This is a genomic window from Niallia sp. FSL R7-0648, assembly GCF_038007005.1.
GTDB classification, from domain to species: domain Bacteria; phylum Bacillota; class Bacilli; order Bacillales; family Cytobacillaceae; genus Niallia; species Niallia circulans.
Window position 1 is genome coordinate 732,835 of the sequence record NZ_JBBOWE010000002.1, and the last position, 19,333, is coordinate 752,167.

A 19,333-nucleotide genomic window follows, 5' to 3' on the forward strand; every position below is an offset into this window, starting at 1 on the left:
TTTCTCACTCCTTATCCAAAATGCTTTTCTAGTACGTATTTCTCCATTTTTTTCATCAAATATGAGCCTATTGGTAAATAAATTAATCCAAGCGCCGCCATTTTTAGTAATGGAGCCAAAAGCTCATGAAGTGGGGTCCCCTCTATCCAGACCATTCGTAAAGCATCAATCCCATAGGTGAGTGGCATGACTTGGCTGACCCACCTTACTCCCTCTGGTAAAAAGTCGCTGGGAAAAGTGATGCTGCAAACAAGTCCCATAAGGACAAATAAAGTGTTCTGCGTGATATATGTATCTCGAAAGTAGAGCATAAACGATCCTAATACTAATGCCATCGAAAAGGTGGAAAGAATCAAAATGGTAAGAACAATTATGACATGAAGCCAGTTTATTCCTTGTAAATGCAAGCCGAATAGAGAGCCAGCTGCAATAATCACAAGGAATTCCAACATAATTCTAATCAACCCTTGCGCTACATAGCCGAGAAAATATCCCTTTCTAGTCGATGGTGTTAGAAGAAGGGATTCTAGGGTCCCTTCTCGCAGTTCTGTGATAAGTGTCCGACTTGTAATCATTAAAAGAGACACTGAAAAGGAATAAAGTAATCCACCTAAAATGCAGTAGGAAAGATAGTCATCTGTCCCCGCATAAGCAGAGAAACTGGATGATAATTCTCCTTTAAAAACAAAAAAATAGGTAAGATAGGCAAAGACAATAATATAAATGGCGCTTAATATATGACCTAGAAAAAAAGACCAAGGAAAAGCTCTTTTCATCACGAGATAATTTCGCCAAAAAGTAGCAGAAATGCTCAACCACATTTATGTATCCTCCTTTTGACCAAGGGAAGGCTAATCAAAAAACTGATTTAAGTCGACCTTCAGTTGGTCTAATTTTTGCAAATTTGTTTCATAAAACACAAAGTGTCCATGTCTTTCCCCTTTTATTAAGCACGCCTTTTCTAAGATTTTTAGATGCTTAGAAATTGTGGCCTTTGCAAGCCCGGTAGATTCAGATAATTGCAGTGTACAAAAGGGATGCCGGGACATTTGTCTTAATAATTGTAATCTCGTTTTGTCCCCTAATGCAGAGAGAGTAGAAAGCAAGTCTATTGGGACTATATCTTGACTAGCTCCCAGCTGATTAGGAAAGGAGACATGCAAATAAACAATGATGGCAGGAACCTCTAAGCCAACTAAGAGATGTGGAGCGATAAAGCTGGATGGGTATATCGTCAATGTTTCTATCTCTTCATAAGCAAAAATCCAGGTGTCTGCTTTATAAAACCGTATCGATTTTTGATCAAGTTTGAAGCGTGGATGGATAGCGTTGATCGCTTCATAGGGATTTGCTGCTATTGCCTTTTTTAATTCATGAACAGATTTAACTAACCACGGCTCCATTCGGTATAATTCGCGCGCAAAATAATTTTGCTGGTAATCATAGAGCAAATCGCAAAGGAGATTCCGATAATAATTAGGTTTTTTTAAAACCTTTTGTTGATTTGTATTTGCGTCTGTAAAATCGCTTTTACCTAACAGGAAAGCAAGAAATTGCTGTTCTGGCAGTAAACGTAATCGTTCAATGGCTTCCTCAACATGCTTCTCTTCCAATAAAAGATAATCATTCAAATCGAGAAAATTAAGCCATTCATTACTAATTTCCCCAAAAAATTGAATCATTTTCCAATGCTTTTTTGATATTTCTTCTTTTGTTTTTTCTGCCCAGTCTAACCTCGTCAGGTGATGAGCTGGATTGTGTAAAACATGTAAACTTGTTAACATTTCACGAAATGGGGAGTAAATGACACGTACATGTTTTTCAATCCAAATGTTTACTTTATCCATGGATCTCTTCCTTTTATTTTGATTCGCTAAAGAGCGAATCAAATTGATAATTTTGCAAAATTATTCAGTATTTTATAGAGAGAGGTAGGATTTGTCAATGGGGAATTATTCTTTACTGTGAAAGCTGGCATTTAGGAAGGGGATGAAAGGCACATAGCCATTATAGAAAAGAAAACCCGTACCGAGATTTCGATACGGGTTAAGAAAACAAGAGAGTTCATTACGGTAAAAAAGTATGGATGAGATCCATACATGATTCCAATACTTCTTCTGGAGCTTCGTCTCGCTTATTGAAATTTCTTGCTCGCCAGTTTACGCTCCTTAATTGGTCTGTTAATATATACCCTGTAATATTTAGTCCAGGAGGCAAGGCTACTTCAAACGGCCAATCTCCGCTTCGCGTGCGAATCGGACAGACGATAGCAAGACCTGTTGCGTAATTAAAAGATTCGGGACTTAAAATAATACAAGGGCGATGACCGGCTTGCTCCACCCCTGATTGCGGATTGAAGTCTAAAAAGCCGATATCCCCCTTTTTAGGAACAGCGTTATTAGTAGAAACGTTTCACAAAACACAATAAAAAAGACCCAACAAAGTGCAAAGATTTAAGTAATATCAATGTTTTATATTGACATTCTTTCCTCTTTTACCTCCGTTAGATCTCCCCACGTTCATTGGAACTTATCCTTTAAAAAAGTCTTTTAGTACTTGGAAATCTTCCATTACATCAATCTTATTCGGCTCTGCATTTTGCAGTCTTTCTACCATTGCTGGTATGTCATTTAGATCTTTGTTATCAGTATATTCAATAAAGGATAACTCATGCAGCCAATCATTATAAGAATGTTTTGCTTTTCCATAGCTATTTCCGAACACTAGACAAGGTGTCTTAGTGATAATAGAAAAGATCATAGCATGCAACCGATCTGTAATGATTAACTTTTTGGAACCAATTTTATCAAGCGTTTTTAAGAAGTACTTTTCACGGTCCGCATAATCAATCACATCAACCTCTGATAAAACCGTATCTGTCCGCTCCACAGACTCCGTTTTTCCAAATAACTCCATTAAGTCGGAAACAAAGCTTTCTTCTGTCACCTTCTCCTTATCTGCTCTTAGAACAAATAGAACACCATCACGTTCCAGCTCCCTTGGCTCAATAGACAGAGATAATACCATATCTGGAGTGTAAATAACATTTGCCTGGAAGGTTTCTTTTAAAATATCTAAAGTTTGATTCTCTCTTGCCACTAAAGTTAGATTAGGATTTTGATTGTATGCCTCTTGGCTTTTCCGCTTCTCTTCTCTACCTTCCTCTGTATCCTCAAAAAAGGCGGATTGTGGAAAAACAATTGTTTTGTAGTCTTTAAAGGATGAAACTACTTTTCTACGATCTTCCTCAATATCTACGTATAAACTTCCGAGATTTCCTCCACCTGTAAAACAAACAATATCATCTTCGCTTATAATCTTTTTGACTAGCTCTATTCCTTCTTCTGTTGCATAGTCCATAATTTCAATATATTCATAGTAAGGAAAACAATTTTTAATAAACTTCTCCTCAGCATAGGCAATAGCTTGATCCCCAATATTCGTATAACTTGGCGATCCAAATAGGAATACTTTTCTCTTATTATTAAATAATGCTTCCTTATCTACATTAGGAGCAATTCCTTTTACAATATTCCATTCTTCTTTCCTTGCTTGATTTAACATAACTTTATTCCTCCTTCTCACTTCGATAGAACCTAGGGTTAATTGTCATGTACCCAAAACAAGCTATAAATATTCCGAAAACATTAACTTTCTCCTTTACTTTTTTTGCTTCCATATCAATAGAATTGATTTGCCATCGTTCGGAGAATCTTCTCCATAATTAAAAGGAAGCACGGCAAAAAAAATAAAATAAAAGGAAAAATAAACAAACTGATAGAAAAATGAGCTTTTTGGTAGAACATCCTGAATGATTAAAGAATTAACGACTAGAATCGACAATAAGTTAAATAATACACCTCCCCCATGAATCAATGTCTGCTGCCATCTTTTTTTCTTCTCTATCCCTTTATAGTGGCAGGCAGCATCTACAAAATAAAGTACATGAATATGCATACACCCTATAGAAAACAGTCTTTTTCCCCTGCCAATCGTTAAATCGCCCTTCAACCCAAATATCCATACAAAGAGTTGATGCCCGGCAGCATGAACTAAATTAACAATAGGCAAAACGACGAAAAAGGCCCATGCAAATTTGTCGAGATCACTTAGAGTAAACATCTTCATCCCCCTTCTCTCCCCTTTTAAGATGGCAGTTTAAGTTACTAGTTATCTTTTAAAATTTGGCTATATGTAAGATACCTCTTCCGCATTGGAACCAATCCCGTATTAGAGATTTGATAGATATTGGTAATATTTATATATAATTTTTTGGCAGATAGTTGATTTCGAAGGGAGAGTCTCTGGATAAATACCCCTTTCTCGAACAGCTGCTCGAATGACTGCGATGGGGTGTAGTCATTGTACTGCTGGAACCTGCTCTGATTGTTTGAATGATCTGTATGCTATGCAAATATAGAAACCTATATTATTTTATGGTAGGGGTTTTCTTTTTGATAGACGGAGCAAAATCAAGCCAGCCAGTCGCTACGCTCCTGACCGATAATCTATGTGAAACAAGAAAATGACGAAGGGAATGTGGACTTTTTACTCATTTCTGCAAAATATCGTATTCTTTTCTACTGATTTGGATATGTATATGTATATACAATGTAGAAACGAGATGATAGAATGGTTTACAACGACAAAGAAGGAAACCAGAATAAAAGTTCACATGACAAAAAAGGAGGAAAACATATGACAACCCTTCAAAAATGGGGAAATAGTTTAGCCGTCCGCATTCCTACTCATCTTGCTAAAAACATTGGGGTAGATAACGGTTCCGAAATAGAACTTCAATTATGTGATGACGGAATCATGATCCGCCCCGCTAAAACGAAACCTACATTAGATGATCTACTAGCCAAAATAAAAGGGAGACCCAATCCACATTTAGATTATGACTTTGGCAAACCAGAAGGGAAGGAATACATTTGAATAATATTAAATATATTAATTAGAAAACGCTTGCAAGTTAATTTTTCGTGATATATACTAACTTATATCGAAACGTTTCTATAAAATTCATCTGAAAATGGAGGGAACAAGAATGAATTTCAAAAAGAAATTTGCATTGCTAGGAACCACAGCATTACTTGCAGTAGGATTAATGGCGGGATGTTCTGATAGTAAAAATGATGCTAGTGACTCAGAAGTACTAACCGTTTGGGGAATGGGAGATGAAGTGAAGCAGCTCCCTAAAATGGCGGAGGAATTTACGAAAGAAACAGGCATTGAAGTAAAAATTCAAGCAATCCCCTGGGCTAGTGCTCATGATAAATTACTGACAGCCGTAGCTTCGAAGGAAGGACCTGATGTCCTTCAAATGGGCACTACTTGGATGCCGGAGTTTCAAGAAGCTGGTGCATTGGCGGATATGGGGCCATTTATTGATAAAAATGATCATTTAAAGCCAGAAAACTTTTTCGAAGGGTCAGTAGAAACAACCAAGTTTGATGATAAGTATTACGGGATTCCATGGGCGGCAGAAACGAGAGTTTTATTCTATCGTACGGATATTTTAGAATCCGTTGGATATAAAGAGGCGCCTAAAACATGGGCAGAGCTTGAAGACGCCGCGAAGAAATTATCAGAACGAGGAGACAATATGTATGGTTTAAATGTCGATTCGAAAGAACAAACACTTGGTTTCATGTTTGCTCGACAAAATGGTTCTGAATTACTGTCAGATAAGGAAGAAGCGCGATTTAACCAAGCGCCGTTTGTAGAAGCAGTGACGTTTTTAAATGATATGATCCAAAAAGGTTATGCGCCTAAACAGGACTTAGGAATGGATGTTTCGCAAACGTTCTCAGGAGATGCTATTGTACCATTGTTTATTAGTGGTCCGTGGATGGTGAAAACAGTCAATGATACAGTGCCGGATATCGAAGGCAAATGGGCAACTGCCGTTCTTCCTGCTGGAAAAGATAATAATGATTCTAGTCTTGGTGGATCGAATTTAACCATATTTGAACATTCGAAGAAAAAAGATCAAGCGGCACAATTTATTGATTTTATGGTCAGCAAGGAAAACCAATTAAAGTGGTTAGAATTAACAAATGCCATGCCAACAGTAAAAGAAGCGTGGAAGGATGAAAAGCTAGCCGGAGATCCATTATATGAAGTATTTGGAGCACAAATGGAAAATTCTCATCCCATGCCATTGATTCCAGAATTTGAAGAAATCGCTCAAAACTATTTGAAGCATTTTGAGAAAATTTATTTAGGTGGAGCAGATGTACAGACAGAGATGGATGCATTTAATGCAGAATCAGAAAAGGTTTTAAGTAAATAAATGAGCAGAAAGGAGTATCTAAAACATTAGAGGAAGCTATCTGAATAAACCGTTCGATTAGAAAAATATCTTTCTAATCTGAATGTGTTAAAAGGAATCTTTCTCTAAAGAGATGCTCCTTTCTATTTAAAGTAAAGGAAGTGCTTTAAAATTGAGAAACTTTACTAGTAAAAGAGCCCCATATTTATTCATTTCTCCTGCATTGCTCTTACTAATGTTGTTTTCCTTAATTCCTATAGTTGTAGCTTTTTTTATTAGTTTTACAGATATCAGCTTAGTTGGATTAGCGGATTGGTCACAGATCAATTTTGTGGGATTAAGTAATTACAAGGAAATCTTAACAGATCCTGTTTTCCTCAAGTCTATTGGAAATACCTTGTTTTATGTAGTGATTGGTGTGCCTTTAGTTATCGCCTGTTCCTTAGGAATCGCGGTTATGATTAACTTCGGGGAAAATAAAATATTTCAATTTTTTCGGTTGATTTTTTATACGCCGTCGATAACAAATGTGGTCGCCGTAGCAGTGGTTTGGAGTTATCTTTATAACCCGAGCTTTGGATTTTTAAACTATTTACTGTCTCTTATCAATGTTTCTCCAGTACCGTGGCTGCAAGATCCGACAATGGCGAAAGTGTCATTAATTATTCTTGCTTTATGGCGAGCAATTGGTACGAATATGATTATTTTTTTAGCGGCTCTTCAAGGTATACCGAAAGAATATTATGAGGCTGCCTCATTAGATGGCGCTAATCGACGTCAACAATTATTTCAAATTACGATACCAATGCTTAAGTTTGCAACTTTCTTTGTAACGATTACGACGATGATTGGCTGGCTCCAGTTTTTCGAAGAACCGTTTATTATGACCAATGGCGGGCCTTTAGATAGTACTACTTCCGTTGCGTTATTTATTTACCGGAACGGGTTCCAATTTAGTAAGTTTGGTTATGCAGCGGCAGGGTCATTTATTTTATTTATTGCGATTATTATCGTTACCTTGATTCAATTCCGCATTCAGCGTAAGAGTGATGAAGAATCATTATAGGAGGAAATAGCTATGCATACATCTCAAAAGCAAATGAGAACTTCAAAGTGGATTGTTGGAATTATTCTTACTGTTGGCGGATTTTTTATGGTCTTACCATTTATTTGGATGCTGCTTTCTTCCCTGAAAACGGATGCAGAAATTATGCAGTTTCCTCCAACTATTTGGCCGCAGGAGATTACTTTTGCTAATTTTAAAGAATTGTTTTTAGCGTTTAACTTTGCCGTGTATTTAAAAAATACATTAATTATCGTCCTATGCTCATTTGGCGGACTAATTTTGAACGCGATGGCAGGATACGGCTTTGCAAAATATAACTTCAAGGGAAAGAATATTCTCTTTTATTTAGTGCTTGCGACAATGATGATACCTGGGCAAGTCACAATGATTCCAGTCTATTTGATTTTAAACGCAATGGGTTTAACAAATACAATGGCAGGGATTGTTCTTCCGGGTCTAGTGGGGGCTTTCGCCATTTTCCTATTCCGTCAGTTTATGTCTACTATATCGAACGAATTATTAGAAGCTGCTCGATTAGATGGTGCGAGTGAATGGAAAATATTTTGGAAAATAATTATGCCTGTTTCACGCCCGGTTATAGCTGTGCAGGGAATATTGACCTTTATCGGTGCGTGGAATTCCTTCTTATGGCCGCTAATTATGGCGAATGATGAAAAGTATTATACATTATCTGTTGGTCTACAGCTTTTAAAAGGACAATATGCAAGCAATTATGCTCTGCAGATGGCTGGTTCTACCTTTATGATTATTCCAATCATTATTGTATTCATGATATTCCAAAAATACATCCTGCAAGGATTCAATGTATCAGGATTGAAGTAAGGAGCATGTAAATGAGACAAGAAGATTTAGTTAAATTAGTGGATGAAATGACAGTAGAGGAAAAGGTAGATCAGCTTCTACAGCTTTCTGCCGATTTTTATACAAAAAAAAGTGAAGAAATGACAGGACCTTTAACTGATTTAGGGTTAACAGAAGAAAATATCAAACAAGCTGGCTCTACATTAGGTTTATCGGGAGCTGAAGAAGCTATTCGTATCCAAAAGGAATATATGAAAAAGCATCGCTTAGGAATTCCAACCTTAATGATGGCTGACATTATCCATGGATTTCGAACGATTTTCCCCATTCCTTTAGGTTTAGGGAGTTCCTGGAGTTTAGAAGCTGCGGAAAAAATGGCGCGAATTTCTGCATTAGAAGCTAGTGTATCTGGTTTACATGTAACCTTTTCACCGATGGTTGACTTAGTGCGCGACCCTAGATGGGGGAGAGTGATGGAATCAACAGGAGAAGATGCTCATTTAAATAGTGAATTTGCGAAAGCGTTAGTGCACGGCTATCAAGGAGAAGACTTGAAAAGCGATACAGAACGACTAGCGGCCTGTGTAAAGCATTTTGCTGCATATGGTGCTCCAGTGGGAGGAAGAGACTATAATACGGTCGATATGTCTGAACGGCAACTAAGGGAAAGCTATTTACCGAGTTACAAAGCTGCTATTGATGCAGGTGCTAAATTAGTAATGACCTCCTTTAATACAGTGGACGGGATTCCCGCAACTGGGAATGAGTGGCTTTTTAGAAAAATATTAAGGGAACAGTTTGGTTTTGATGGGGTAGTAATATCTGATTGGGGAGCAGTGAAGGAATTGATTGCTCATGGCGTAGCTGGAAATGAAAAAAAGGCTGCGGAGCTTGCCATAAAGGCAGGAGTAGATATTGAGATGATGACCACTTGTTATGCTCACTATTTAAAGGAGTTAGTAGAGGAAGAAGTAGTAGACGAAAAACTTTTAAATGAAGCAGTGCTAAGAATTTTAGAATTGAAAAATGATTTAGGGTTATTTGAAAATCCTCATCGCGGAGCAGATGCGGATCGGGAAAAAGAAGTAATACTGTCACAATCTCATCGAAATGCATCCAGAGAAATAGCAGCAAAATCAATTGTATTGCTAGAAAACAATGGAGTCCTGCCGTTATCTGCCAATCAAAAAGTAGCAGTTGTCGGACCGGGAGCAGATTCACAGGATATTTTAGGAGCTTGGTCATGGCAAGGGAAAATGGATGAAGCTGTGTCGTTACTTGAAGGGATGCAAACGAAATCTGCTAATATTCTCTCAGCAGAAGTACCTTGTGATTACTTTGAACTATCAGAAGACATGATTTCAAGTGCACTAAAAGCAGCGAGTCATGCAGAAGTCGTTGTATTAGCTTTAGGGGAACAAGAATGGATGAGTGGAGAGGCGGCCAGCCGAAGTAATATTTCCTTGCCGAAAGAACAGATAAAGCTTTTTAAGCAATTAAAGGATACAGGTAAACCGATAATCGTTACGCTGTATAATGGCCGACCGTTAGATATTAGTGAGCTAGATGGAGCAGCTGCCATTTTAGAAGCGTGGTTCCCTGGTACAGAAGGTGGAAATGCACTAAGTGACATTTTATATGGAGATGTAAACCCAAGTGGACGTTTAAGCATGAGTTTCCCAGAAAATGTGGGGCAAGTGCCAGTTTACTACAATGGAGATAATACAGGTCGTCCTTATGAAGAGAATCCGGACGAAAAATATGTTTCTAAATACTTGGATGTTTCAAATTATGCACGTTATCCATTTGGCTATGGATTAAGCTACAGCGAAGTTGTTTATAACAATTTGCAAGTAGATAAAGAGACCATATCGGAGAATGAAGCCGTGACAGTTACGGTGGAAGTGGAGAATAGAGGCAACTATCCTGTCACAGAAACGGTCCAGCTTTATATTCGTGATCTAGTCGGAGAAGTGGTGCGTCCTGTTAAGGAATTAAAGGACTTTAAGCAAGTTTATTTAGAAAACGGAGAAAAGCAAGTGGTAACATTTATTATTTCGGAGAAGCAGCTTCGATATACCCACAGAAATATGCAATTCATCAGTGATGATGGCGATTTTGAAGTAATGGTTGGTCCAAATAGCATAGAACTTCAATCAAAATGTTTTAAATTAAAAAAGATAAGAGGATAGGGATGAAGATATGAATACTCAAATAGTTACATTGAATGGGAATAATACGACATTTTCATTTCTTCCTAGCGGGGATATATATGAGATTTGTCATAAGGATATAATGGTTAACCAACTCATAGGGAATTTATTAGATGGCAGTGCTAACCAGATCTATTTGCGTGTGTTTAAAAATGGGACAATTCTTTCAACACCATTACTAGGTATTCAATCGGATAGCAAGCTGGCAGTAGGTGAGCGTGTATTAATTTGGAATGGCACCTTTCAAGGAGTATCCTATGAAGTTAAATTTATATTAACTTTACAGGATGTATGGTTCTGGGAAGTTTCTTTACAAGGGAATCAAACAGTAGACTTATTATATGGACAGGATATTGGCATTGCGGCAAAAGGAGCCGTTCAATCAAATGAAGCGTATGTGTCTCAATATATCGATCATTACATCGATTCACAGCACGGATATACAATTTGCTCCAGACAAAATCAGCCGCAAGAGGGTAAATTTCCGTATCTACAACAAGGATGTTTGCAAAAAACAATTGGATTTAGTACAGATGGATACCAATTCTTTGGAAAGTCCTACAAAGAAACAAATATTCCTGAGGCATTACAGAGAGAAAGCCTTCCAACAGAGGTTTATCAGTATGAAATGGCTTATGCGGCCCTGCAAACAGAGAAACGAAATGTACAAGAGAAGCAATCGTTCGTTTTTTATGGTTCTATCTTGGAAAACCATCCAGCAGCCGTAGAGAAACCTTGTTTTACTACGGAACAAATAGAAAAAATTTGGGTAGAAGCAAGCAAGTTGGAACAGGTTACAAAACCAGTAAATAAAATGACATGTATCGTTAATCAAGTTATCAAAACAGAAAGGTTGACTCCTGAGGAAATAGATGAGTTATTTGGTATTCAACTAGAAAAAGAGATAGTAGATCAAAAACTTTTGTCCTTTTTTACCGATAATCAACGTCATGTTGTATTAAAGGAAAAGGAAGTTCAAATGGAAAGGCCGCATGGTCATATCCTTTTAAGCGGAACTGACTTAGTAGTAGATAAACCGGTAATGGCTACAACGGTCTATATGTATGGAATTTTTAATTCCCAAATTGTTTTAGGGAACACTACCATGAACAAAATGATGAGCAATAATAGAAATTCACTTAATATAATGAAGAAATCTGGTCAACGGATTTATATAAAAATAAATAATCAGTGGCAGTTATTAGCTATGCCATCTGCATTTGAAATGGGCTTTAATGTTGCTAAATGGTATTACAAGCTTGCGGACGACTTGATTACAGTGACAAATTATACCTCTGTTGAAGAGCATGAGATTAAGCTGAGCATCGAGAGTAAAAAAGGGAAAAAATATGATTTCGTCATTAGTAATCATATTTTAATGAATGATGGAGAGGATTCTGTACCGTTTAAATGGGAACAATCAAATCAAGTCATCACATTTAATGGCACACCAAGTTCAACTGTCGATCAAGGCTATCCAGAGCTAACTTATCATATCCATGTTGAACAACCCTTTACGTTGAAGGATGAAACGGTTTTTGTTTCTCTTAAGGAAGAATCTGACTTCCCGCTAGTCATGTTAGAATTGCTGCAAGAACATACCGTAAACCTTACTATTCAGGGGAATTTGCACAGAGGAAATTATCAGCATCATCAAAAGAGCGAAAGTATAGAGACGGAAAGCTATGAACGTTATCTGGATGGATTATTAAATGGTTTTCAGATGAAGCATGAGAATCCGCTCATCCAAGAAGAAGTAGAGAGAATGAATCTGCTTAGTAGATGGTATTCTCATAATATGCTAGTCCATTATCTGTCTCCGCATGGGTTAGAGCAATATGGCGGGGCTGCATGGGGAACAAGGGACGTTTCACAGGGGCCGGTGGAATATTTCTTTGCTGTTAATCGCCCTGAAATTGTCCGTGAGATTTTGAAAAAAGTATATGCAAACCAATTCGAAAATGATGGGAATTGGCCGCAGTGGTTTATGTTTGATCGCTTTGAAAAGATTAAAGCAGATGAAAGTCATGGCGATGTTATTGTATGGCCGTTAAAGGTAGTTGGAGATTATTTAACATTTACAGGCGATACGAGCATATTAGCGGAGTCTATTCCATTTACAGATCGGGATACATTTGCGAAAACAGAAGAGTCTTATCCGTTAATGGAGCATGTTAAGAAGCAAATCCACTATATAGAGGAAAATTTTCTGCCGAATACGTTTTTATCCTGTTATGGAGATGGAGATTGGGATGATACATTACAGCCATATGATAGCAGGTTAAAGAAAAATATGGCTAGCAGCTGGACAGTAGCGCTTACCTACCAGACAATCCGTAATTTAGCGAGAGCGTTAGAGAGCTATGATAGTCTGTATGCAGCATACCTTTTTGATTTGGCTAAAAATATTAAAGCGGACTTTAACCGTTTTATATTAAGTACAGATACCATTCCAGGATTTGTCTATATGGAGGATTCGGATCATGTGGAATTAATGATACATCCAGATGATAAAAAAACAAATATTCAATACCGATTATTACCCATGACAAGAAGTATGATTGCGGAATTAATCACACCGGAGATGGCCGAACATCATTATCGAATTATAAAAGAAAATTTATATTTTCCGGATGGAGTGCGGTTAATGAATCGGCCTGCATCTTATAAAGGCGGCGTAAGCACTAACTTTAAACGTGCGGAACAGGCTGCTAACTTTGGAAGGGAAATTGGTTTGCAATATGTACACGCCCATATTCGTTTTACGGAAGCAATGGCGAAGTTAGGGAAAGCAGAAGAAACATGGAAAGGATTAAATACGATTAATCCAATTGGTCTCAAAGATCGTGTAGAAAATGCAGCTATTCGGCAGAGTAATGTTTATTTCAGCAGTTCTGATGGCGATTTCAAAACGAGGTATGAAGCACAAGAGAATTTTGGTAAACTTAAAAATAGAGGTATTCCTGTAAAAGGCGGCTGGCGTATATACTCCAGCGGGCCAGGAATTTATATTAATCAGTTAATAAGCAATGTGTTAGGGATTCGCCAAACAGCTGCAGAGGTTATTATTGATCCAGTTCTGCCAGAAAGCTTAAATGGTTTAACTGTAACATTTCAATTATTAGATAAGCCTGTAGAGATTAAGTATATACTCAGGTCTAAAGATAGGAAGGCGATCTTTAATGGAAATGTTCTAGAGAACAGACTAGAAGATAATCTTTATCGGCAGGGTGGAATATGCTTAAATAAGGAAGCAATGAAGAAAGTATTACAACAAGAAAATATATTAGAAGTATACTGCTAATAGGAAGGGGTGAAGGCAATGGTAGGGATTAAAGATATAGCTAAGGCAGCTGGTGTTTCTATTTCTACCGTATCCTATGCACTAAATGGCAGTCCAAAGGTAACGGAAGCCACTCGTGCAAGAATAACTGCTATTGCAAATGAGCTCAATTATATTCCTAATATGGCAGCGAGAACATTGAAAAAGCAGGAAACAAAAATTATAGCTGTCTATCTTGCAGATTATGGCGGGAGCTTCTATGGAGAGCTATTAGAAGGAATTAAACGGGGTCTTGCCTATTACAACTACGATATGATTGTTTGCAGTGGGCAGAAGTCCCATCTGTTTCTTCCGGAAAGAATGGTAGATGGGGGTATTATTCTAGATTGGACCTTTAGCACGGATGAAATTATTCAATTTGCTAATCGAGGCCACTCTTTAGTTGTGCTGGATCGAGAAATTAGTTGTCCAAATGTTAGAAAAGTGTTATTGGATAATAAAGGCGGAGCAACGCTTGCGGTGGAAAAAATAATTTCAAGTAATCTGGGAAAAGTTTATTTGGTAACAGGTCCAGAAAAAGCGTTTGATAGCCGGCAGAGGCTGGAGGCAAGTGAACGCGAATTAGCACGCTATGGCGTAGAATATGAGGTTATTCCCTCTGCATTTACGGAGGAATCGGGTTATGCAGCAGCAGAAATCATTCATTCGAAGATGACATGCTCACCGATTACTATTTTTTCTTTTAATGATGAAATGGCTGTAGGGATTTATAAATATTTTAAAGATAAAGATAGAAAGATAGGCACAGATATTTCTCTTATTGGATTTGATAATATAGAAATTGGCTCTTTTCTTAATCCGTCATTAGCGACAATTTCTTATTCCAAACATCGTTGGGGAATGGTTGCCGCGGAAAAAGTGGTTCAGTTGATAAATAATGAAGAAGTCGAGGATGAATGGATAATTACCAGTTTTGTAGAAGGAAAATCATTTATTTCTAATAAAAAGTAGGGGTGGAAAAATGGCTGTCTCTAAAGTGAATTTTCGTTCTGAAGTTTTAGGAAAAGCAACTTCTATGAATATTTATCTACCTGATAAAGGGAATAGCCCCCTTATTCCTGTTATCTATCTGTTACATGGCTGGTCTGATGATGACGAAGCTTGGTTAACTGCTACATCACTAGAAAGATATGCGTCAGAGTATGAATTTGCGATTGTGATGCCTCAAGTGGATTTAAGTTACTATGCAGATATGGTAAATGGAAATCGCTATTGGACGTTTTTATCGGAAGAATTACCTGCATTAGTGAGAAAGTGGTTTCGTATTTCCGATCAGAAAGAGGCTAGCTTTGTTGCTGGACTATCCATGGGCGGCTATGGAGCAACGAAATTGGCTCTCACTTTTCCCAATCGCTTCAACAGCTTTGCCTCTTTATCAGGAGCAATGGATGCCGTGGAATTGTGGAAGAGGGATAAAGATAGAGACAAAGCATTTGCAGATATTTTTGGATCTATTCAGCAGCTGGCTGGCAGTGAAAATGACTTATTCTATCTTTTGGAGAAGCTAAAAGAAGATAGCCAGGTGAAAATGCTGCAAATATGTGGTACAGAAGACTTCCTTTATCAGGATAACTTAAAGTTTAGAGAGAAAGCGCAAAAGAAAATAAGAGATTTTCATTATATTGAAATGCCGGGAGATCATAACTGGGCATTTTGGGATAAAACAATTCAGATTGTATTAAAATGGTTTGATGAGAACTATAAAGAAGCGAATAATTAAAAGAAGGGACTGTCCATTTAGGGATAGTCCCTTTGCTGTTTTCATGAAAGAAGGATGCCTCTTTAGGAAAATTATAAATTCCCCAAAATTCTTGTCCCATGCGCTTCTTTCATTCCTAACTCCGAAGAAAGCAACGGCAGGTTAGCAGATGTTATTCCGCCGCCAGGAATAATAATAATTTTTTCAGCAGCATATTCTATATAACTTTTTAGTGCAGGCAGATTGTTCTCTATTCTGGTTGATAGAGGGCCGCCATGCGTTAAAATACGGTGCACGCCATGGGATGCGAGCCAATCGATTGCTTGCCATTTTAGCTGAGGAGCAATTTCATCAAAGGCCATATGAAAGGTAATCTCCATCCCAGCGGCAGCGTCTATGCATTTCTCCAGCGCTTCTTCATCAATCCAGTTAGCTTTATTCAAGCAGCCGATTACAGCTCCATTTATACCAAGCTCTTTAAAAAGGTGGATATCTTGGCGCATAATATCTATCTCATGCTCGTTATAAATAAAGTTTCCGCCTCTTGGGCGAATGATAGCCATCACCTTTGTATTGGTGTTTCTGCAATAGGAAATCGTTTTTGCCGCAACGCCATAGCTTACTGTTGTTCCTCCAACAGAAAGGTTATCGCATAACTCAATTCGATCTGCCCCTTTTTGGATGGCGCTTGGAACAAGTGTGAAGTTTTCTACACATACTTCTTTTATCATTATTGTCACCTACCAATCTAATTAAGATAGTATCATATATGGACATAAAGGAACGGTATAATAAGTGGCTATTGTTTTCTCTTTCCTAATATGTTAAAGTATTTGGAAAATAAGAGGTGATGGAAATGGTTAAACGCACACTTAGTATCTTTCTTTCACAATTACATCATCATAAACAGTAGTCTTGCTATTTCGATTTAAAAATCGTACATAGGAAGGCTATTTCTCATGAAACCGCATTTGATTAAGTTTTACTACTTAAATCAAGGGCGGTTTTTTATTTTTAAACAGGAGGCTAAAAAAATGAAGAAGATGAATTATCAAAATGTAAAGGGAACACTCGATTATTTGCCAGAAGAGGAAGGAATTAGAAGAACGATCCGCAGAACGATGGAAGATGTATTCATTCAGTATGGCTGCAAGCCGATAGAGACACCAATCCTAAATTATCAAAGCTTGCTTGCTTCTAAATACGCTGGCGGGGCAGAAATATTAGAAGAAATGTATACACTTTCCGATCGGGGGAAAAGAGAGCTGGCGCTGCGATATGATTTAACGATTCCTTTTGCGAAGGTTGTTGCAATGAATCCAACATTAAAAATGCCTTTTAAACGCTACGAGATTGGCAAAGTTTTTCGAGATGGACCAATAAAGACCGGCCGTTACCGGGAGTTCACACAATGCGATGTGGATATTGTAGGTGTTCAATCGCAAGTGGCCGAAGCAGAGCTCATGATGATGGCATTAGATATTTTCAGAAGATTAAAGATGGACGTGACGATTCAATATAATAATCGTAAATTATTAGTTGGATTTCTCCGTCAGTTAAATATTACAGGTCAAATGGTAAACCGTGTGATTTTGATTTTAGATAAAATCGAGAAAATTAGTAAAGAAAAAATAAAAGAAGAACTAAGGGAGACGGGATTAGACCAAGTGGCGATAGATGCTATAGAATCTTTTTTACAAAAGGACTTGGACGGTATTGTAGAGGAGTATCGACAGTTGGCAGAAAAAGAGGAGATTATCAAACAGGGGTTAGAAGAATGGAATGAATTACAAGCATATTTAAAGCAGCTAGAAATTGAGTCATGTTGTTTGTTTAACCCATTTCTTGCGCGAGGGCTTGAAATTTATACAGGAACGATATATGAAATTTTTTTAACAGATAAAAGCGTAAAGTCAAGCATCGGGAGTGGCGGAAGATATGATAACGCGATAGGAGGCCTAATTGGTTCCCAAGAAACTTATGCAACAGTGGGCATTTCTTTTGGGCTGGATGTCATTTTTGCCGCTCTTTCATTAGAGAATAGCTATTTAGAAGCGGAAAGGCTAGACTACTACATTATTCCAATTGGTCGCCCGATGGAAGCTATATCAGCAGCAAAAGCGCTTCGAGACCAAGGTTTTAAAGTGGAATTAGAACTAGGAAAGAAAAAACTGGCAAAAGCTTTAGATAAAGCAAATAAAGAAGGTGTCAAAAAGGTCATTATAATAGGAGAAAACGAGGTAGATGGAAATACGTATAAAGTGAGAGATATGGAAACGGGAGAGGAATGGCTAGAAGCTTTTCAATATTAAGTAGGATGGGGCAGTAGATGGGAGACATTTACTGCCTTTTTATGTTTGTCAGGATTAGAAGCGTGTCAAAACCCATTTCAAGAAAAAAGGTAAAAGAAAAAACATATCCATATTCCTTTTCATATAAGTTAAAAAAAATTACCTTTCCGGTCGCATAGAAAAGCAAATTCTCTAGAAAACTTCATAACAGATTATTTCCACACAAGAGAAGCATACTACAAAAGAAATAATATTTAATAGTAGATATTCGTTGTAATGTTACTTAAATGATGATAACATAAAGTTATGTAACATTATTGGGAGGCAAACCGATGGAATATGTCGATCCTATAAAAGAAATTGAGAGTATTAATGCGATTAAAGAAGTATTAAGAAAACAATCTCAAAGAGACTTGCTCCTTTTTGTATTAGGTATTAATACAGGAATAAGAGTTAGTGATTTACTCGCATTAAAAGTTCGGGATGTAAGAGATGCGTCGGGAATTAAGGAGTTTTTGTATCTTCGTGATTCAGATGAAGTGAAGGCATACTATTTAAATAGTAAAGTGCATACTGAATTGGAGAAATATTTGCAAGAACATGAATTTGAAGAAGATGAATTTCTTTTTAAGTCTCAGAAGAATAATCAACCGATTACTCGTCAACAGGCCTATCGGATTATAAACAAAGCGGCAAAATTAGTTGGAATTTCTGGGAAGATTGGAATGCATACCTTGAGAAAAACATTCGGCTACCATGCCTATCGAAAGGGGATTGCTATTTCTTTATTGATGCATGTATACAATCACACTTCCCGTTCGGAAACATTAAAATATATAGGCATTGAAAAGCACGAAAAGAGATTAGTTAAAGTGGACGTTAATCTTTAATAAAAAACTCCACCAAGTTTGGTGGAGTATAAATGGCCTATAGATAATCATCATCGTTACTAGCGTTCGTATCGATGTCAACATTCGTTAATTCGTTAACGATGTCCTCATGTACTTGCACTTGCAATGTTTCTTGATCTTTCATAAATTTGAATACACCATTATTGAAATCCGTACCATGTTCTTTAAAGAAAATCCCTTCATACATTACCTGCTTTGTATGATTAAAAATTAGACGGTATCCATTTTGTTCTTTTACTAAATATGCACGTACACCTTTTTCATATTGACCTTCAGGGTTTTTCAAAAAACGAGCGACCGAAATGATATGAAGATCAACAAATGGGATTTCACGTAATAACGAATTAATAATCGAACCTTTTGCAATCTGCTCCCAACGACTTTGCGCTGTTTGACCGAGAACAATTTGGGTGATGTTTTTTTCTCTAGCTACTTCTGCGATTACCTTAGAGATTGGTCTTGATTCCTTGTCTTTAATGATAAACGCATCCGCACTATGACGTTCAGCTAACTCTTTCCATCTAGAAATATAGTTTGACTTTTCTGCATCCAGCTCATCAAACGGTTTGGAATCCACCGTTAGAATATAGAGTGGACAATCAAGCATATTAGCTAATTTACAGCCTCGTTGTATAAGACGTTCACCGTTAGGACCGTAATAAACGCAGACGAGAATACTTTCATCCATGCGTTCTTTTCCATTTATCATGA

Annotated in this window: 17 protein-coding genes; 10 read left to right on the forward strand and 7 right to left on the reverse strand. The window is 37.3% G+C overall.

Annotated features, from left to right (window positions below):
* Positions 1–11: 11 nt before the first annotated feature.
* The 5 genes from NSQ89_RS23675 to NSQ89_RS23695 all read right to left on the reverse strand — a co-directional run bounded on the left by NSQ89_RS23675 (position 12) and on the right by NSQ89_RS23695 (position 4,128).
* Positions 12–821, reverse strand: a complete 810-nt coding sequence (locus NSQ89_RS23675) for an ABC transporter permease (protein WP_061797085.1) — start codon at positions 819–821, stop codon at positions 12–14.
* Positions 822–851: 30 nt separating this feature from the next.
* Positions 852–1,847, reverse strand: coding sequence for an ArsR/SmtB family transcription factor (locus tag NSQ89_RS23680; protein ID WP_095258304.1), 996 nt, complete (start codon positions 1,845–1,847; stop codon positions 852–854).
* A gap of 220 nt (positions 1,848–2,067) precedes the next feature.
* Complete coding sequence (locus NSQ89_RS23685) at positions 2,068–2,373, reverse strand: type II toxin-antitoxin system PemK/MazF family toxin (protein ID WP_341133440.1); 306 nt, start codon at positions 2,371–2,373, stop codon at positions 2,068–2,070.
* A gap of 156 nt (positions 2,374–2,529) precedes the next feature.
* Complete coding sequence (locus tag NSQ89_RS23690) at positions 2,530–3,564, reverse strand: polysaccharide pyruvyl transferase family protein (RefSeq protein WP_061797073.1); 1,035 nt, start codon at positions 3,562–3,564, stop codon at positions 2,530–2,532.
* Between the two features lie 96 nt (positions 3,565–3,660).
* The gene (locus tag NSQ89_RS23695; protein WP_235844443.1) at positions 3,661–4,128 is read right to left on the reverse strand and encodes a hypothetical protein; all 468 of its coding nucleotides are present in this window, start codon (positions 4,126–4,128) and stop codon (positions 3,661–3,663) included.
* 570 nt (positions 4,129–4,698) lie between these two features.
* Between NSQ89_RS23695 and NSQ89_RS23700 the strand changes: the two genes are divergently transcribed.
* The 8 genes from NSQ89_RS23700 (at position 4,699) to NSQ89_RS23735 (ending at position 15,441) form a co-directional block, all read left to right on the forward strand.
* Positions 4,699–4,938 (forward strand): AbrB/MazE/SpoVT family DNA-binding domain-containing protein, encoded by a 240-nt coding sequence (locus NSQ89_RS23700; RefSeq protein WP_061797075.1) that lies wholly within the window; start codon positions 4,699–4,701, stop codon positions 4,936–4,938.
* 112 nt (positions 4,939–5,050) lie between these two features.
* Complete coding sequence (locus tag NSQ89_RS23705; protein ID WP_341133370.1) at positions 5,051–6,298, forward strand: sugar ABC transporter substrate-binding protein; 1,248 nt, start codon at positions 5,051–5,053, stop codon at positions 6,296–6,298.
* 214 nt (positions 6,299–6,512) lie between these two features.
* Positions 6,513–7,343, forward strand: coding sequence for a carbohydrate ABC transporter permease (locus NSQ89_RS23710; RefSeq protein ID WP_369988880.1), 831 nt, complete (start codon positions 6,513–6,515; stop codon positions 7,341–7,343).
* Positions 7,344–7,355: 12 nt separating this feature from the next.
* Positions 7,356–8,186: a carbohydrate ABC transporter permease gene (locus NSQ89_RS23715; RefSeq protein ID WP_061797067.1), complete on the forward strand. Its 831-nt coding sequence runs from the start codon at positions 7,356–7,358 to the stop codon at positions 8,184–8,186.
* A gap of 11 nt (positions 8,187–8,197) precedes the next feature.
* On the forward strand, positions 8,198–10,357 hold the full coding sequence (bglX, locus tag NSQ89_RS23720; RefSeq protein ID WP_061797064.1) for a beta-glucosidase BglX: 2,160 nt from the start codon (positions 8,198–8,200) through the stop codon (positions 10,355–10,357).
* 10 nt (positions 10,358–10,367) lie between these two features.
* Complete coding sequence (locus NSQ89_RS23725; protein WP_341133371.1) at positions 10,368–13,682, forward strand: GH36-type glycosyl hydrolase domain-containing protein; 3,315 nt, start codon at positions 10,368–10,370, stop codon at positions 13,680–13,682.
* Positions 13,683–13,700: 18 nt separating this feature from the next.
* Complete coding sequence (locus tag NSQ89_RS23730; protein WP_047940934.1) at positions 13,701–14,672, forward strand: LacI family DNA-binding transcriptional regulator; 972 nt, start codon at positions 13,701–13,703, stop codon at positions 14,670–14,672.
* Between the two features lie 10 nt (positions 14,673–14,682).
* On the forward strand, positions 14,683–15,441 hold the full coding sequence (locus tag NSQ89_RS23735) for an alpha/beta hydrolase (RefSeq protein WP_095258300.1): 759 nt from the start codon (positions 14,683–14,685) through the stop codon (positions 15,439–15,441).
* A gap of 71 nt (positions 15,442–15,512) precedes the next feature.
* Here the strand turns inward: NSQ89_RS23735 and NSQ89_RS23740 are convergent, their stop codons facing one another.
* Positions 15,513–16,151: a copper homeostasis protein CutC gene (locus tag NSQ89_RS23740; protein ID WP_047940932.1), complete on the reverse strand. Its 639-nt coding sequence runs from the start codon at positions 16,149–16,151 to the stop codon at positions 15,513–15,515.
* Between the two features lie 303 nt (positions 16,152–16,454).
* On the opposite strand from NSQ89_RS23740, the gene NSQ89_RS23745 reads away from it, so the two are divergent.
* Entirely contained in the window at positions 16,455–17,732 is a 1,278-nt protein-coding gene (locus NSQ89_RS23745) for a histidine--tRNA ligase (RefSeq protein WP_341133372.1), read from the forward strand.
* A gap of 311 nt (positions 17,733–18,043) precedes the next feature.
* Complete coding sequence (locus tag NSQ89_RS23750; RefSeq protein ID WP_047940929.1) at positions 18,044–18,601, forward strand: tyrosine-type recombinase/integrase; 558 nt, start codon at positions 18,044–18,046, stop codon at positions 18,599–18,601.
* 37 nt (positions 18,602–18,638) lie between these two features.
* Here NSQ89_RS23750 and NSQ89_RS23755 read toward each other — a convergent pair whose 3' ends face one another.
* Positions 18,639–19,331 (reverse strand): universal stress protein, encoded by a 693-nt coding sequence (locus NSQ89_RS23755; protein WP_047940928.1) that lies wholly within the window; start codon positions 19,329–19,331, stop codon positions 18,639–18,641.
* Positions 19,332–19,333 lie beyond the last annotated feature (2 nt).

Coding starts and splice junctions, on each gene's coding strand:
- NSQ89_RS23675 (WP_061797085.1), bottom strand. CDS start 821: ATGTGGTTGAGCATTTCTGCTACTTTTTGGCGAAATTATCTCGTGATG.
- NSQ89_RS23680 (WP_095258304.1), bottom strand. CDS start 1,847: ATGGATAAAGTAAACATTTGGATTGAAAAACATGTACGTGTCATTTAC.
- NSQ89_RS23690 (WP_061797073.1), bottom strand. CDS start 3,564: ATGTTAAATCAAGCAAGGAAAGAAGAATGGAATATTGTAAAAGGAATT.
- NSQ89_RS23695 (WP_235844443.1), bottom strand. CDS start 4,128: ATGAAGATGTTTACTCTAAGTGATCTCGACAAATTTGCATGGGCCTTT.
- NSQ89_RS23700 (WP_061797075.1), top strand. CDS start 4,699: ATGACAACCCTTCAAAAATGGGGAAATAGTTTAGCCGTCCGCATTCCT.
- NSQ89_RS23705 (WP_341133370.1), top strand. CDS start 5,051: ATGAATTTCAAAAAGAAATTTGCATTGCTAGGAACCACAGCATTACTT.
- NSQ89_RS23710 (WP_369988880.1), top strand. CDS start 6,513: ATGTTGTTTTCCTTAATTCCTATAGTTGTAGCTTTTTTTATTAGTTTT.
- NSQ89_RS23715 (WP_061797067.1), top strand. CDS start 7,356: ATGCATACATCTCAAAAGCAAATGAGAACTTCAAAGTGGATTGTTGGA.
- bglX (WP_061797064.1), top strand. CDS start 8,198: ATGAGACAAGAAGATTTAGTTAAATTAGTGGATGAAATGACAGTAGAG.
- NSQ89_RS23725 (WP_341133371.1), top strand. CDS start 10,368: ATGAATACTCAAATAGTTACATTGAATGGGAATAATACGACATTTTCA.
- NSQ89_RS23730 (WP_047940934.1), top strand. CDS start 13,701: ATGGTAGGGATTAAAGATATAGCTAAGGCAGCTGGTGTTTCTATTTCT.
- NSQ89_RS23735 (WP_095258300.1), top strand. CDS start 14,683: ATGGCTGTCTCTAAAGTGAATTTTCGTTCTGAAGTTTTAGGAAAAGCA.
- NSQ89_RS23740 (WP_047940932.1), bottom strand. CDS start 16,151: ATGATAAAAGAAGTATGTGTAGAAAACTTCACACTTGTTCCAAGCGCC.
- NSQ89_RS23745 (WP_341133372.1), top strand. CDS start 16,455: ATGAAGAAGATGAATTATCAAAATGTAAAGGGAACACTCGATTATTTG.
- NSQ89_RS23750 (WP_047940929.1), top strand. CDS start 18,044: ATGGAATATGTCGATCCTATAAAAGAAATTGAGAGTATTAATGCGATT.
- NSQ89_RS23755 (WP_047940928.1), bottom strand. CDS start 19,331: ATGATAAATGGAAAAGAACGCATGGATGAAAGTATTCTCGTCTGCGTT.